The 15,698-nt window shown below is 37.5% G+C and carries 11 protein-coding genes and 1 rRNA gene; 10 read left to right on the top strand and 2 right to left on the bottom strand.

Features of this window, described 5'->3' with window-relative positions:
* The first annotated feature begins 258 nt into the window (after positions 1-258).
* Positions 259-1,455, top strand: coding sequence for a multidrug efflux MFS transporter (locus AB5M32_RS01890; RefSeq protein ID WP_178286487.1), 1,197 nt, complete (start codon positions 259-261; stop codon positions 1,453-1,455).
* Between the two features lie 272 nt (positions 1,456-1,727).
* Here the strand turns inward: AB5M32_RS01890 and AB5M32_RS01895 are convergent, their stop codons facing one another.
* On the bottom strand, positions 1,728-1,916 hold the full coding sequence (locus AB5M32_RS01895) for a YjzD family protein (protein WP_010719643.1): 189 nt from the start codon (positions 1,914-1,916) through the stop codon (positions 1,728-1,730).
* Positions 1,917-2,140: 224 nt separating this feature from the next.
* Between AB5M32_RS01895 and dnaE the strand changes: the two genes are divergently transcribed.
* The 3 genes from dnaE to pyk all read left to right on the top strand — a co-directional run bounded on the left by dnaE (position 2,141) and on the right by pyk (position 8,490).
* Positions 2,141-5,455, top strand: coding sequence for a DNA polymerase III subunit alpha (gene dnaE / locus AB5M32_RS01900; protein ID WP_178286485.1), 3,315 nt, complete (start codon positions 2,141-2,143; stop codon positions 5,453-5,455).
* 167 nt (positions 5,456-5,622) lie between these two features.
* Positions 5,623-6,585, top strand: coding sequence for a 6-phosphofructokinase (pfkA, locus tag AB5M32_RS01905; protein WP_010719641.1), 963 nt, complete (start codon positions 5,623-5,625; stop codon positions 6,583-6,585).
* Positions 6,586-6,705: 120 nt separating this feature from the next.
* Entirely contained in the window at positions 6,706-8,490 is a 1,785-nt protein-coding gene (gene pyk / locus AB5M32_RS01910; RefSeq protein ID WP_010719640.1) for a pyruvate kinase, read from the top strand.
* 257 nt (positions 8,491-8,747) lie between these two features.
* Here pyk and AB5M32_RS01915 read toward each other — a convergent pair whose 3' ends face one another.
* Positions 8,748-9,650, bottom strand: a complete 903-nt coding sequence (locus tag AB5M32_RS01915) for a LysR family transcriptional regulator (protein WP_053765615.1) — start codon at positions 9,648-9,650, stop codon at positions 8,748-8,750.
* Positions 9,651-10,153: 503 nt separating this feature from the next.
* On the opposite strand from AB5M32_RS01915, the gene AB5M32_RS01920 reads away from it, so the two are divergent.
* From AB5M32_RS01920 to AB5M32_RS01945, 6 genes are all read left to right on the top strand, one after another.
* Entirely contained in the window at positions 10,154-10,723 is a 570-nt protein-coding gene (locus tag AB5M32_RS01920; RefSeq protein WP_010719638.1) for a DUF177 domain-containing protein, read from the top strand.
* 56 nt (positions 10,724-10,779) lie between these two features.
* Positions 10,780-10,959, top strand: coding sequence for a 50S ribosomal protein L32 (gene rpmF, locus AB5M32_RS01925; RefSeq protein ID WP_010719637.1), 180 nt, complete (start codon positions 10,780-10,782; stop codon positions 10,957-10,959).
* Between the two features lie 209 nt (positions 10,960-11,168).
* On the top strand, positions 11,169-12,590 hold the full coding sequence (gndA, locus tag AB5M32_RS01930; RefSeq protein ID WP_063626846.1) for an NADP-dependent phosphogluconate dehydrogenase: 1,422 nt from the start codon (positions 11,169-11,171) through the stop codon (positions 12,588-12,590).
* A 187-nt stretch (positions 12,591-12,777) separates the two neighbouring features.
* Complete coding sequence (locus tag AB5M32_RS01935; protein WP_005875038.1) at positions 12,778-13,464, top strand: response regulator transcription factor; 687 nt, start codon at positions 12,778-12,780, stop codon at positions 13,462-13,464.
* Positions 13,461-14,960: a HAMP domain-containing histidine kinase gene (locus AB5M32_RS01940; RefSeq protein WP_010719635.1), complete on the top strand. Its 1,500-nt coding sequence runs from the start codon at positions 13,461-13,463 to the stop codon at positions 14,958-14,960. Before AB5M32_RS01935 ends, AB5M32_RS01940 begins: the two co-directional genes overlap by 4 nt.
* Positions 14,961-15,626: 666 nt before the next feature.
* Positions 15,627-15,698: ribosomal RNA gene (locus tag AB5M32_RS01945) — 16S ribosomal RNA — on the top strand; the annotation flags it as partial.

Below are 15,698 nucleotides of genomic sequence, written 5' to 3' on the forward strand. Positions count from 1 at the left end.
AAATTTAATAAGAAAAAACGCTTTTTGCCATCACCATTTGAATGATTCGAAAAAAGTAGTATTTGCACTCTTAACGATTTTATATAGTTGTTAAGAGTGTTTTTTTGTAACATAAGATTTTCACTGTTAAGATAGTAAATAAGTAGAAGATAGTACTGCTCGGAACAAAACCTTTCCTCTATATAGTAACAATACATAATTTATGCTGTTTCAAAAAGAAATTTTTTGCAAAGAAACATAAAGAAATGAGGATGATCAATGAAGATACAATGGAAGAAAAATTTATTCGTGGCTTGGATCGGCTGCTTTTTTACAGGGGCTAGTTTTAGTTTAGTTATGCCATTTATTCCTGTATATGTAGAACAATTGGGTACACCAAGTGATCAAGTTGAGTTGTTTTCCGGTCTAGCGATATCTGTTACTGCCTTTGCTTCAGCTATCGTAGCGCCAATATGGGGGAATTTGGCAGATCGTAAAGGACGAAAGCTCATGATGATCCGAGCTGCCGCAGGGATGACGGTAACGATGGGATCGTTGGCCTTTGTTCCCAATGCGTATTGGTTACTGGTCATGCGTTTTTTAAATGGCATTTTATCAGGTTATATTCCTAACGCGACTGCGATGATTGCTTCACAAGCGCCAAAAGAAAAAAGTGGTTGGGCATTAGGAACTTTATCGACTGGAGCGATTGCCGGCAGTTTGATCGGGCCATCTATGGGAGGTGCGCTGGCACAGTGGTTTGGTATGGAGAATGTTTTCTTGATTACTGGGGTATTATTACTTGTAACAACACTTTTAACCATTTTCTTGGTAAAAGAAGATTTTCAACCAGTAGAAAAAAATGATATGATCAGTACAAAAGAAATCTTTGCCAAAATGGATCATTTATCCATTCTGATCGGATTATTTGTGACCACTTTGATTCTTCAAATTGGTATCACAACTATCAGTCCTATTTTGACCTTATATATTCGTGAGCTAAGCGGGAATTCAGGAAATATTTTATTTGTTAGTGGGTTAATCGTTTCGGTTTCAGGTGTGTCTGCAGTTTTTTCATCTCCTAAACTAGGGAAATTAGGGGATAAAATAGGGAACCAAAAAGTACTGCTTGCAGGGCTAACCTTATCTTTTTGTTGCTACTTTCCCATGGCTATTGTAGCGACCCCTTTACAGTTGGGGATCTTACGGTTTATTCTTGGTTTTTCAACGGGAGCGTTAATGCCATCCATCAATACACTCATCAGTAAGATCACGCCGCCAGAAGGAGTGAGTCGAATCTATAGTTACAATCAAATGTGTAGTAATTTTGGACAAGTCTTTGGACCGATGGTGGGCTCGACGGTTGCGCATGCCTTTAACTATCGCGCAGTGTTCATTGCTACAAGCCTCTTTGTTTTATCTAATATCTTATTATCTTTATTTAACTTCAGAAAAGTTCTTCGACAACGCTTCTGATCAGATGATGAAAAGATCGTGTGTCGCTTTCGTTAAAACCTCGCAACTCCGATGACACTAGGGAAGAATTTGTTGAAATAACCGCTCATGTTTTGAGAAATTCAGGCTTATTTCAAGGAACAACAATTATTCATTTTTGCGCATGATAAAGAGCCCGGGACGACCTTTTGTCCCAGGCTTAACTTTTCCACTCCAAAAAGTTAATGGAAAGCGAAATGATTTTATCAAAATACATAAAAAGGATGAGACTGCGTCCCACCCTCATTTGGCTTTTATGAATGTGATGAGGCTTCTTTTCTAGGAGTTGCCAATGCACCAAGTAAAATGACAACAACGCCTGCAACCAATGAAATAATCGTTGTTAAAGTAAAATCATAGCCACCGCTTGTAAGAGCCCCACCAATGTAACCTACGACTTGACCTAAGACAAATGACCAAAATAATGTGACGATATATCGCATAAAGAACACCTCTTTTCTAAGCTTAGTTTACCAGAATTTTGCTGAATGTAAAGAAAGCTAGTTGTAAAAAAACAAGTTTTATGATTTAACCAGTCCATGTGATAAAATAATAAAAATGCAAATCAAAGAGAATGATTACAAATGCGTTGTCGTTTATCCTATATTCATAGTAGATAAATGAACGCATTGATTAATTGTCTAACTATACAAAAGGTGGAATGACCATGTTTTTCCCACAATTATATACAAAAACCTCCTATTCGCTGTTGCAAAGCACGATCAGGATCCAAGATTATGTCCAAAAGGCAAAAGCACTAGGTTATACAGTCCTAGGAATAACTGATCAAGATGTACTGTATGGGATACCTGAGTTTTATCAAACATGTATCAAAGAAGGAATAAAGCCAATTGTCGGCATGCTCCTTACTTATACTTATGAGTCCCAAGCTTTTGATTTATTGGTATATGCGAAAGATGGCGTTGGCTACCAGCAATTGATGAAGCTGTCGAGTAAAAAAATGATTCAAGAAAGTCTCGCATTATCAGAATTTACGGAATCAGATCATTTGATTTTCGTCGTTCCTCCCCAACATTCTGTGGTAGCTGAATTTAATCAAACGGAGACCTTTACTGCCCATTGGCAAGCACTCAAAGAAAAAGTAGGTCGACAAGATTTTTATGTTGGAATCACTGAAAGTTTCTCAGAACTACCAAGTGGTTGGGTAACGTTCCTAGCAGAAAACAATTATTCCTTATGTGCATTACAACCTATTGCCAGCTTAAGACAAGAAGAACTGTTTGCGCTTGAGACGATGAAACATCTTCGAGCTGGGAGCCAACTTTCTGTGGAAGCAATCAACCAACAAAAAATAGAAACGAAAACAGGTTTTTTACTTGCTGAAAATGAAATGATCCAACGGTTTAATGAAGCACAGTTGGTTGATGCGCTAGAGGGTGCGCAACGTTTAGTTCAATCGGTTTCCTTTGAATTTCAATTTCATCAAAAGCTGCTGCCTCATTACCCAGTACCAGAACCGAAAAATGCTGGTCAGTACCTTGATGAATTGTGCCACGCAAAATTAGCAGAGCGAGTCGAAGAAATCACTCCTGAATATCAAGAGCGTCTAGCATATGAGTTGTCGATTATCCATCAAATGGGCTTTGATGATTATTTCTTGATCGTGTGGGACGTCATGGCGTTTGCTCATCGAGAAAAAATCGTGACTGGCGCTGGACGAGGATCAGCGGCTGGTTCATTAGTTGCATATATCTTGGAGATCACCGATGTCGATCCGTTGCAATATGATTTGCTTTTTGAGCGTTTCTTAAACCCAGAACGTTATACGATGCCAGATATCGATTTGGATATCCCTGATAATCGTAGAGAAGAAGTCTTGAATTATGTCAGAGAAAAATATGGACAATACCATATGGCGCAAATTGCAACGTTTGGGACGATGGCGGCTAAGATGGTGTTAAGGGACGTGGCTCGTGTCTTTGGTTTATCACAAAGCGAAGCCAATCGATGGTCCAAGGCGATCCCTAATCAGTTGAAAATTACCTTACCCGAAGCATATCGGACATCGAAACCCTTAGTGGAGTTAGTTCAGTTAAGTGAAAAAAATCAATTACTATTTAAAACAGCTTCGATTTTAGAAGGATTGCCTCGACATGTCTCGACTCACGCAGCGGGTGTTGTGATCAGTGATAAGAATCTATTAGATCTGGTTCCATTACAAAAAGGATCAGATGAAGCATTTTTAACTCAATATACGATGAATGACGTGGAAGCAATCGGACTACTCAAAATGGATTTTTTAGGATTGCGAAATCTTTCGATCATTGATTACGCATTGAAAGCTATTAAAAAAGTAGAAAAGAAAGAAATTCAATTGAAACAAATTCCTTTAAATGATCCTAAGACACTTTTTCTCTTTCAACAAGGAGACACTACAGGGGTTTTCCAATTTGAATCGGCAGGTATTCGCAATGTTTTACGCCGATTAGGACCAGAAACAATTGAAGATATTGCGGCGGTCAATGCGTTATATCGTCCAGGACCAATGCAAAATATCGATACGTTTATTTCCCGCAAAAAAGGAAAAGAAACGATCCATTATCCTGATGATTCCTTAATGCCTATTTTAAAAAACACATATGGTGTCATCGTGTATCAGGAACAGATTATGCAAATCGCTGCAAAGATGGCTGGTTTTTCTTTGGGCCAATCGGATATTTTGCGTCGAGCAATCAGTAAAAAGAAAAAAGAAGTCATTGACAAAGAGCGGGAACACTTTGTCAGTGGGGCAGTAAGTCAGGGCTATTCGAAAGAAAAAGCGGTCGAAGTCTATGACTATATCGAACGTTTTGCCAATTATGGTTTCAATCGCTCGCATGCGTTTGCTTATTCATTTGTTGGGTTTCAAATGGCGTACCTCAAAGCCCACCATCCAGGCGCATTTTTTGTTAGTTTACTAAATTCGGTTCGACACAATACGACCAAATTAAAAGAATACATCGCTGAGGCAAGAAAGAAAAAATTAAAACTAGCAGCACCTTCCATTAATCAGAGCTATTATGGCTTTGAGCTGATTAATCCAGAAGAGATTCGTTTTGGTCTAACTGCGATCAAAGGTGTCCGAAAAGACTTCATTGAGGATATCTTAAAAGATCGAAAAGAAAATGGCGCTTATCAATCAGTAGATCAATTCTTGATTCGCTTAGATAAACGCTGGCTAAAATTAGAGTTGATCCAGTCATTAGTAGCAGTGGGCGTATTTGATGAATTGGCACCGAATCGAAAACAATTGATGCTCGATTTAGAAGGAAAAATACAAAACATTATTTATAGTGGTGGAAGCTTAGATCTCCTAGGGATCATGGCTTTAAAAGAAGAAGAAGTGGCTGACTATTCTTTAGAAGAAAAGCTGCAATTAGAAGAGGAATATTTAGGCATTTATCTTTCAGGGCACCCAACAGAAGGCTATGAACGCTTGAAATTAGCTAAAAAAATCCGGTTAATTACTGAAGTTATTCCGAAACAAACAGTCAGTGTATTAGTGATGATTAAAAATATCCGTGAAATCAGAACTAAAAAAGGGGAGTTGATGGCTTTTGTTGAAGGAACAGATATCAGTGGAGAAATCACGATCACTGTATTCCCCAAATCCTATCGACAATTTCGTTCATTGTTTGAGTTGAATAAAGTGATCTTTGTTCAAGGACGAACAGAAACGAGTAAATACAACCAAGAGTTGCAATTGATTGGCGAAAATTTTGCTGATCCTGTAGAATTAGAAGAACAATATCAAGATCAGACTTGCTACTTACGAATCAAAGAAGAATTTGATGATCCGCAAACGATGAAACAATTGCAAACTATTTTTCAGAAACATTCTGGGTACATTCCAGTCGTGATGTACCATGAAAAGAATCAGCGGAAAGTAGTGCTGGCAGAAGCTTATTGGGTCGATGGAAGTAAGAGCTTGAAGAGTCAATTAGCTTACTTGCTCCAACCAGAAAATGTTGTTTTCAAATAACTTACGGTAAAATATACTATTTGCTTTCATTTTTTTTCATTTTTTTATCAGTAAATCAAGACAATTGCTAAAAATAATGTTAGAATGTTAGTCGTGGTTAACGCAAAGAAGGTTATTAACCTAAGCATTGCTTAGGATAAAGTATTTTAATGAGGTGAATGATTATTATGAAACGCATTGGAATTTTGACCAGTGGCGGAGACGCACCTGGAATGAATGCTGCTATTCGTGCCGTTGTTCGTAAAGGGATTTATGAAGGGCTCGAAGTATATGGAATCAACTATGGATTTGCTGGATTAGTTGCAGGAGATATTCGTCGTCTAGATGTTGCAGATGTGGGTGATAAAATCCAACGTGGTGGGACATTCTTGTACTCTGCACGTTACCCTGAATTTGCGACTGAAGAAGGTCAATTAAAAGGGATCGAACAATTGAAAAAATTCGGTATCGAAGGTTTAGTTGTTATCGGTGGAGATGGCTCTTACCATGGAGCAATGGCATTGACAAGACGTGGATTTCCAGCTGTTGGTGTTCCAGGAACGATTGACAACGATATTCCAGGAACTGATTTCACAATCGGTTTTGATACAGCAATCAACACAGTTTTAGAATCAATCGACCGTATTCGTGATACAGCAACTTCACACGTTCGTACGTTTGTTATTGAAGTAATGGGACGTAACGCTGGCGATATCGCATTATGGTCAGGTGTTGCCGGTGGCGCAGATGAAATTATCATTCCTGAACATGATTTTGATATGGCATCTGTGGCTAAAAAAATCCAAGAAGGTCGCGATCGTGGTAAAAAACATTGCTTGATCATCTTAGCAGAAGGCGTAATGGGCGGAAATGAATTTGCCGAAAAACTTTCTGAATATGGTGATTACCATACACGTGTATCCATTTTAGGACACGTAGTACGTGGCGGCTCACCTAGCGCACGTGACCGTGTGTTAGCAAGCAAATTTGGTGCTTATGCTGTTGACTTGCTTCGTGCAGGTAAAGGTGGTCTATGTGTGGGTATCCGCGACAATGAAATGGTCGCTGCAGATATCATCGAAACACTAGAAAGCAACAAACACAAACCAGACTTATCACTTTATGACTTAAATAACTCACTTTCATTCTAAGATTGAAAGCCTGTTATTTGAAATTTAAGCTATAGTTAAAAATAGGTATAGCTTGTTATCTTTGTATTTAGGCTTTAACCAGCTTTAAATAAACAAAATTGAATGGGAGAGTTTTGTAAAATGAAAAAAACCAAAATCGTTAGTACATTAGGACCAGCAAGTAATTCAGTAGAAACTATTTCTAAATTGATTGAATCTGGGGCAAATGTCTTCCGCTTTAACTTTTCACATGGTGATCATGAAGAACAATTATCACGTATGACAATGGTCCGTGAAGCAGTTAAAAAAACAGGTAAAGATGTAGGTATCCTTTTAGATACAAAAGGTGCTGAAATTCGTACAACTGTTCAAGGCACAACTGAAGCTGATTTTGGTCGTGCAGGATACATCAAATTTGAAGTAGGAGATAAAACTCGTATCTCAATGGATCCTGAACATGTAGGTTCAAAAGAAAAAATCGCTGTTACTTACCCTGGACTATTTGAAGACGTTCATGTAGGTGGACACATTTTATTCGATGATGGCTTGATCGATATGGAAATCATTGAAAAAGACGAAGCAACTCGTGAATTAGTTGTAGAAGTGAAAAATGCTGGAATGCTAGGATCTCGTAAAGGGGTTAATGCACCAGGCGTTTCAATCAGCTTACCAGGGATTACTCCTAAAGATGCAGATGATATTCGTTTTGGTCTAGATAACGATATCGACTTTATCGCTGCAAGTTTTGTACGTAAAGCGCAAGACGTTTTAGATATTCGTGAAATTTTAGAAGAAAAAGATATGACACACGTTCAAATCTTCCCTAAAATCGAATCACAAGAAGGAATCGACAACATCGACGAAATCATCAAAGTTTCTGATGGTGTAATGATCGCTCGTGGTGACATGGGTGTTGAAATTCCTGCCGAATTAGTTCCAATGGTTCAAAAACGTATCATCAAAAAATGTAATGCAGCTGGTATCCCAGTAATCACAGCAACACAAATGTTGGAATCAATGCAAGAAAACCCACGTCCAACACGTGCAGAAGCTTCTGACGTTGCCAATGCCGTATTTGACGGAACTGATGCAACAATGTTATCAGGAGAATCAGCAAACGGTGACTACCCTGTAGAAGCTGTTGCAACAATGGCTCGTATTGACCAACAAGCTGAAAATGCATTATCAGAATTAGGTACTTTCCAATTAAACGAATTTGATAAAACTGATGTGACTGAAACAATCGGTCTATCTGTAGCACGCGCTGCTAAAAACTTAGGCGTTAAAACAATCGTAGCTGCAACTGAATCTGGTTATACAGCTAAAATGATCTCAAAATACCGTCCAGATGCTGACATCTTGGCTGTTACTTTTGACGAACGTACAAAACGTGGTTTGATGCTTAACTGGGGTGTTTACCCAACAGTTGCTGAAAAACCAACAACAACTGACGAAATGTTTGAATTAGCTGCTCAAAAAGCAGTTGACTTAGGCTTTGCTTCAGAAGGCGATTTGATCTTGATCACTGCTGGTGTACCAGTTGGTGAACGTGGAACAACTAACGTAATGAAAATTCAAATGATTGGTTCAAAATTATTAGAAGCTCAAGGCGTTGGTCAAAAATCAGTCGTTGCAAATGCAGTTGTTGCTTCATCAGCTGAAGAAGCAATCAAAAAAGCAAAAGACGGCATGGTTTTAGTTGTTCCAACAACTGATAAAGAATATATGCCTGCAATTGAAAAAGCAGCAGCAGTTATCGTTGAAGAAGGCGGATTGACTTCACACGCAGCAGTTGTAGGAATTGCACAAGACATTCCTGTAATCGTTGGTGCACAAGATGCAACTTCAACAATCACTGATGGCGAGTTAGTAACTGTAGACTCACGTCGTGGTATTGTATACCGTGGCGAAACAACAGCAATCTAATTGACTTCGCTGATCATCAAAAAAGGATAAGACCTAGTCTTATCCTTTTTTTTCGTTGTTTTTTAGATGAATCATGCGTCAGCCTTCATTTTAACAGAATGATCGTTGTGGTGTTTAAGCTACGTTTTTAAAACGACCTTTTTCTAATGTTACTTAAAGTGTCAATTAGAGAGGAACAAGCAGACTACCGTACAATCATTATTTATTGTTTATTCAAAAGTGTTAATTATTATTCATTTCTATTAATAGCCATTCAATTAAGATTTGTTCTTCTTTTGAGTTTTCATAAATTGTTGGATGACCTCAACCACATTTTCTTGTAAAGGAGTCGGGATTTGCTGAGTACGCTTAGCGAGTGAAATCAGAAAGTGCGGCTGAAGCTGATCGGAAAGTGGGATCGATACGAGATGATCTTCAGGGTGAATAGCAATTTCAGTTAAAAAACCAATCCCGATATTTTCTCGAATCATGCTTTTCAATATGGCTAAGTCATTGCTTTGGTAAACAACTTTAGGTTCAATATGTGCCTGTTTAGCTAACTTTTTAAAAGCTGCAGGATGAACGTAATGCTCGTTCAATAAAACGAATTGTTCAGCTGTTAGGTCGCTAAAAGAAATCGTTTGTCGGTCAGCGAAAGGATGAGTAGGAGCAACAACAATCATGAATCGCTTGTCTAAAAGTAATTCGATCTCTAATTTTTGATCGATAATTGGTTGGGTGGAGCCTAGGATCGCTAAATCGATTCTTCCTTGGTGGATCATGCCATACAAATCTCTCGAGCCACCATCTGTAATCTCAATTTGGTCCATTAGCTGAGATTTGATAAAATAACTGGATAATTTCGGGAAATATTCATTGCCAATGATTGGTGGCATTCCAAATCGTAATTTCTTTTTCTGTAATTGCGTAATCTCTGCTTTTGCCATCTTGATCTCTTGCAAGATAGATTGTGCATGGATAAATAACTGTTTGCCAGCAGGGGTAATCACTAATTCGTGGTGTGAACGATCTCTCGTGATAAGAACTGCGTCAAGTTCTTTTTCCAGGCGCTTAAGTGCGTAAGTGATCGTCGGTTGACTAACTTGAAAGTACTTGGCTACCTTGGTAAAATTCTTTTGCTTGACGATTTGAACATAATATTCGATATCTCGTGTGTTCATAACAAGCGTCTGCTCCTTTTTCTTATAAATATTGTTTATTCTAGTTCATCTTGAATACTTGAGCAAATAAAAACCATCAAGTATGTACGCCACAGAACAACTTGTAGAAGAATTTAGCCGGATAAACGATCAAAACTGCTGTTTTTATACCGTTAGTTATCATTCTTGGTTAGTAAAAATCGTTCTTCTGTAAGAATGATCGAATGTTATTCTAAAAATCATCAGTTAATTTTGGGGTAAACATATAGTTTACGAAACAATAAGGAGAAAAAGTCAAAATTTACAGAGAGTCTTTCACGTAATAGAGAAAAAGTTTAGTTAAAAAAATGGATTCTCTATTTGTTGCGAGTTGCCATGGAAATTTGTTCGTAAATAAAAATAAGACAACATAACGAATAAATAAAAAAATGTTTTTTAATGAAGTGTAAGGTGTCAAGAAAATTTCATTGACAAGGACCTTTTTGCCCTGTATAATTGCTTTTGTTGCTTAGGAGTGATGAAAAATGAAATGGTCCTTACTCGAATTGAGAAAATACCAAGAGACACCGTTAACATTTCATGAGACCCTTGATCTTAAAGCGGAACTCATGGAGCGAGACAATTTAATACTAGATGTTGCGCCTGTTGCAGTCCAAGGGTTAGTCTCAGTTGATAAAAAAGGCTATCTGGTTCATTACACTGTGCAGACGACTCTGACTGTTCCATCTACGCGTTCTTTAGAACCGGTTGAATTACCGATGGACTTTGCTGTTGACGAATTGTTTATGACAAAAGAACAATATCAACTCAGAGATGACCAATTGTCTGCAGAAGAGATTTTGTTAATCGAAGATGCAAAACTTGACCTGACAGAATCAATTGAAGACAACATTTTATTGGCAATTCCGATGCGCGTATTAACAGAGGAAGAAGAACTCGCAACTGACCTACCGAAAGGAACAGATTGGGAAGTCGTTTCCGAAGAAGAATATGAGCGTAGAAAATCAGAAGATGCCAAGACAAAAGTAGATCCTCGTCTTGCAAAATTATCGGAACTTTTTGATGAACCATCAAATGAAGATGATAAAGCGTAAGATTGGAATATATTGCATCAATTAAGGTGCAAGACTTTACAAGGAGGTGTAGCAAAATGGCAGTACCAGCTAGAAGAACATCAAAAGCTAAAAAAGCAAAACGTCGTACACACTACAAATTGACAATCAAAGGTTTAAACGAATGTGCAAACTGTGGTGAAATGAAAAAAAGCCATCACGTATGTGCAAATTGTGGTTACTACGATGGTAAGGACGTAATGTCTAAAGAAGCTTAATACATTTTAATTAGAAAATGTAAAAACCTCAAGGCTAACCATGGAGCCTTGAGGTTTATTTTTTTGTGATACTTTAAAACTTTCCTAGCTCGTCCATTAATATTGAAACAACGTCATAAAAATATATGCTTCTTTGGTTTGCAATAGCGCCATGTTAAGCTATAATGATAGAGATTAGGGAGAACATCCCATATGTAGGAGGAGTTCATATGTCAAAACAACAAATCGGCGTTGTCGGTATGGCCGTAATGGGTAAAAACTTAGCCCTTAATATTGAAAGTCGTGGGTATTCAGTTGCCCTCTTTAACCGTACTGGATCAAAGACAACTGCTGTGGTGGAAGAACACCCAGACAAAAAATTTAAAGCAACTTATTCAATCGAAGAATTTGTCGATTCGATCGAAAAACCACGTCGAATCCTTCTAATGGTAAAGGCTGGTCCGGCAACGGATGCAACCATCCAAGAATTACTTCCGCATTTAGATAAAGGAGATATTTTAATCGATGGAGGAAATACTTTCTTCAAAGACACGATTCGTCGGAATGAAGAACTAGCTAACTCTGGTATCAACTTTATCGGCACAGGTGTATCAGGTGGGGAAGAAGGAGCCTTAAAAGGACCTTCAATCATGCCTGGTGGGCAAAAAGAAGCCTATGAATTGGTTGCGCCAATCTTAGAGCAAATCTCTGCTAAAGCAGAAGACGGGGCCCCTTGTGTGACTTACATCGGTCCTAATGGTGCTGGTCATTATGTCAAAATGGTTCATAACGGCATCGAATATGGCGATATGCAATTGATTGCAGAGTCTTATGACTTGATGAAAAACATCTTAGGCTTATCAGTTGAAGAAATGGCTGACATCTTTAAAGAATGGAATCAAGGTGAGTTAGACAGTTACTTGATTGAGATCACTGCAGATATCCTAACAAGAAAAGATGATGAAGGAACTGGGAAACCAATCGTTGATGTCATCATGGACGCTGCTGGTAACAAAGGAACAGGAAAATGGACGAGCCAAAGTGCGTTAGACCTAGGTGTTCCTTTACCATTGATCACAGAATCTGTTTTTGCTCGTTACATTTCAGCGTACAAAGACGAACGTGTCCAAGCAAGCAAAGTGCTAACCCGCACGAATGAGTTTTCATTTACTGGAGATAAAAAAGAGTTAATCGAAAAAATCCGTGAAGCATTGTACTTCAGCAAAATTATGAGTTATGCACAAGGTTTTGCTCAATTACGTGTTGCTTCTAAAGAATATGGTTGGGATCTGCCATTTGGTGAAATTGCTAAGATCTGGCGCGCTGGGTGTATCATTCGTGCTCGTTTCTTACAAAAAATCACTGATGCGTATGACAAGGATTCTGATATCGAAAATCTTTTATTAGATGATTATTTTGTCGACATCACCAATAAATACCAACAAGCAGTAAGAGATGTAGTCGCACTAGCTGTCCAAGCAGGCGTTCCAGTACCAACTTTTTCTTCTGCGATTGCTTATTTCGATTCTTATAGAGCAGAACGCTTACCGGCAAATATTATCCAAGCGCAACGTGATTATTTTGGTGCGCACACCTATGAACGGGTAGATAAAGAAGGAATCTTCCATTATTCATGGTATCATGAAGAGTAATCTTTTCGCTTCATGAAGATGAAGAAAAATAAAAGATGACATGAGAGCTGGAGTCAACTGAAAAGAGAAGACTTCAGCTCTTTTTAAAAATTGTTATCCATGATAAAATGGTTATAGATTTTTAAGTAGATTATCGGTATAATAATAGAGTTTTGAAAAGCCCGTAGAATAGAAAGGAAAAAAATTGATGAGTAATATTCTAATCATTGAAGATGAGAAAAACTTAGCTCGGTTTGTCGAGTTAGAATTAAAGCATGAAGGCTACAATGCAGAAGTACATTACAATGGCCGTACAGGATTAGATGCAGCGTTAAACAATGAATGGGATGCTATTTTATTAGACTTGATGTTACCAGAATTAAATGGACTAGAAGTATGCCGTCGTGTCCGTCAAGTAAAAAATACACCAATCATTATGATGACTGCTAGAGACTCAGTAATTGATCGTGTCTCAGGATTAGATCATGGTGCAGATGACTATATCGTTAAACCTTTTGCGATTGAAGAATTATTAGCTCGTTTACGTGCCTTATTACGTCGTATCGACATTGAAGGAGACAAGAATGTAGCGAAACAAACAACGATCACCTATCGTGACCTAACGATCGAAAAAGAAAATCGTGTCGTACGACGTGGCAGTGAAGTCATTGAGTTAACAAAACGTGAATATGAATTGTTACTTACTTTGATGGAAAATGTAAATGTTGTATTAGCCCGTGATGTTTTACTAAACAAAGTATGGGGATACGAAACAGAAGTCGAAACGAATGTTGTGGATGTCTATATTCGTTATCTTCGTAATAAAATTGATGTTCCTGGAGAAGAAAGTTATATCCAAACTGTCCGTGGAACAGGCTATGTGATGCGCTCGTGATAAAACCGAAAAATTCTGAAAAAAGAGAACTTAAAGGTCCCTCCTTGACAATCAAGTGGGCCTTTGCAAGTTCTTTCTTTATATTCGTTGTTTTTACCATTTTTGCGGTCATTACGTATAAGTCTTCAATCAATCTAATCGTGGCAAAAGAGCGAAACAATGACGAACGAACGATCTCAGAAGTCGCTTCACGATTAGCCAATGCAAATGAAGAGCTGACATTAGTCAACACTTACCGCAACTTAACAAATGCAGAAAATAATACGAGCATCAGTGACACATCAATCATTGAAGGTAATTTGATGAAAATCGATTCGTTCATTTCTGAATTAGGACAATCTTCAATGGATCTATATGTCTATAACTTAGATGAAAAATTAATTTTTAAAACGCATGAAAAAGATCGTTCATTGATCCAAACAACTAGAAAAGTGCCAACGATCGTTACGTTAGATGGCAAAACTGGTTTTCTTTCTGTCCAGCCGATCTATTCTAAAGAAACGAGAGAAAAGATTGGTTATGCTCAAAGTTTTTATGAACTTTCATCTTTTTATGATATTCGGAACAAGTTATTATTGACACTCATCGTATTAGAAGTTGTTTCCTTGATTTTAAGTAGTATACTCGGGTTTTTCTTATCCTCTTATTTCTTAAAACCATTAAAGGTCTTACGAGACACGATGGATACGATTCGTAAAGACCCACAATCAGATATTCATATGCCGGAAATCGATACGAATGATGAACTAGCTGATCTTGCTGAAATCTTCAATGAGATGCTTGATCGCATGCGTCTTTATATTGAACAGCAAGAACAATTTGTGGAAGACGTTTCTCATGAATTAAGAACTCCAGTAGCAATCATTGAGGGACACTTGAGTTTATTGAATCGTTGGGGGAAAGATGATCCTGAAATCTTAGAAGAATCACTAGCTGCAAGCATGCAGGAAATTAGCCGAATGAAGAGTTTGGTTCAGGAAATGCTTGATCTTTCCAGAGCAGAACAAGTGGATATGCATTATGCGAATGAAACGACATTAGCGAAAGAAGTCACTTACCAGGTTTACAATAACTTCAAAATACTATATCCAGATTATGTCATTACTTTAGATGACGATTTAGCAAAAGAAGTGACTCTGCAAATTTATCGTAACCACTTTGAACAGCTAATCATTATTATTTTGGATAATGCAGTGAAGTATTCAACCAATCGAAAAGAAGTGCATATTTCGATTTCTTCTACATTGAGCGAATTTGAAATTGCGATTCAAGACTTTGGAGAAGGCATACCACAAGAAGACCTTAATAAGATTTTCAATCGCTTTTATCGTGTCGACAAAGCCAGAGCACGAACAAAAGGTGGTAATGGGTTAGGCTTATCCATCGCTAAGCAATTGGTTGAAAATTATAAAGGAAGAATCAATGCAGAAAGTGTCGTTGGGCAGGGTACCATTTTTAGGATCTTTATTCCGATTGTAAAAGAAGAAAACAAGTAAAGGGGGTTAACTTTACTTGTTTTTTTTATTCAAAAAACAAACAATATAGGGAAGTGCTCGAATTTATAAAAAACGTAAATACGCGGAACCGAACTTTTGTATCTAAATTGGTGTTAAACGCGCTGAAAAAACTATAAAAAAACGTCAAAATACTAATTATCGAGAGGAATATTCGCTTTTAAAAATTATAGTGAAAAATATGTTTTTTTCTATTGCATTTTTCGACAGTCCTTGATATATTATTATTTGTTCTGATAAAGCGTGATGAATTTCACTTTAAAATTTGTTGAAAAAACATATTGACGATGAAAAATCACCATGTTATAATAACGAAGTCGCTTGATTAAGAAGTGACGAAAAGATTGAAATATCAATGAAAAAAGTTGTTGACAAATAACAATTTAAATGATATGATAATCAAGTCGTTAAGAACGCGGCAAACAACTCAGTCAAAAAAACTTGAAAAAAGTTATTGACAAAACCTTAAGAAAATGTTAAGATATAAGAGTTGTTGAAAGAAAAATGTAGACCTTTGAAAACTGAACAAAGCAAAGACAAACCAAATGTGTAGGGCGTCTTGATTGATTCAAGACAACAAACATTTTTAACAAGCAAGCAATATGCTAGCAAACAATTGAGCTTAACAATCGTAAGATTGTACGAACTTTTTATGAGAGTTTGATCCTGGCTCAGGACGAACGCTGGCGGCGTGCCTAATACATGCAAGTCGAACGCTTT

This window comes from Enterococcus sp. C57 (assembly GCF_040887305.1).
Lineage (GTDB): Bacteria > Bacillota > Bacilli > Lactobacillales > Enterococcaceae > Enterococcus_B > Enterococcus_B hirae.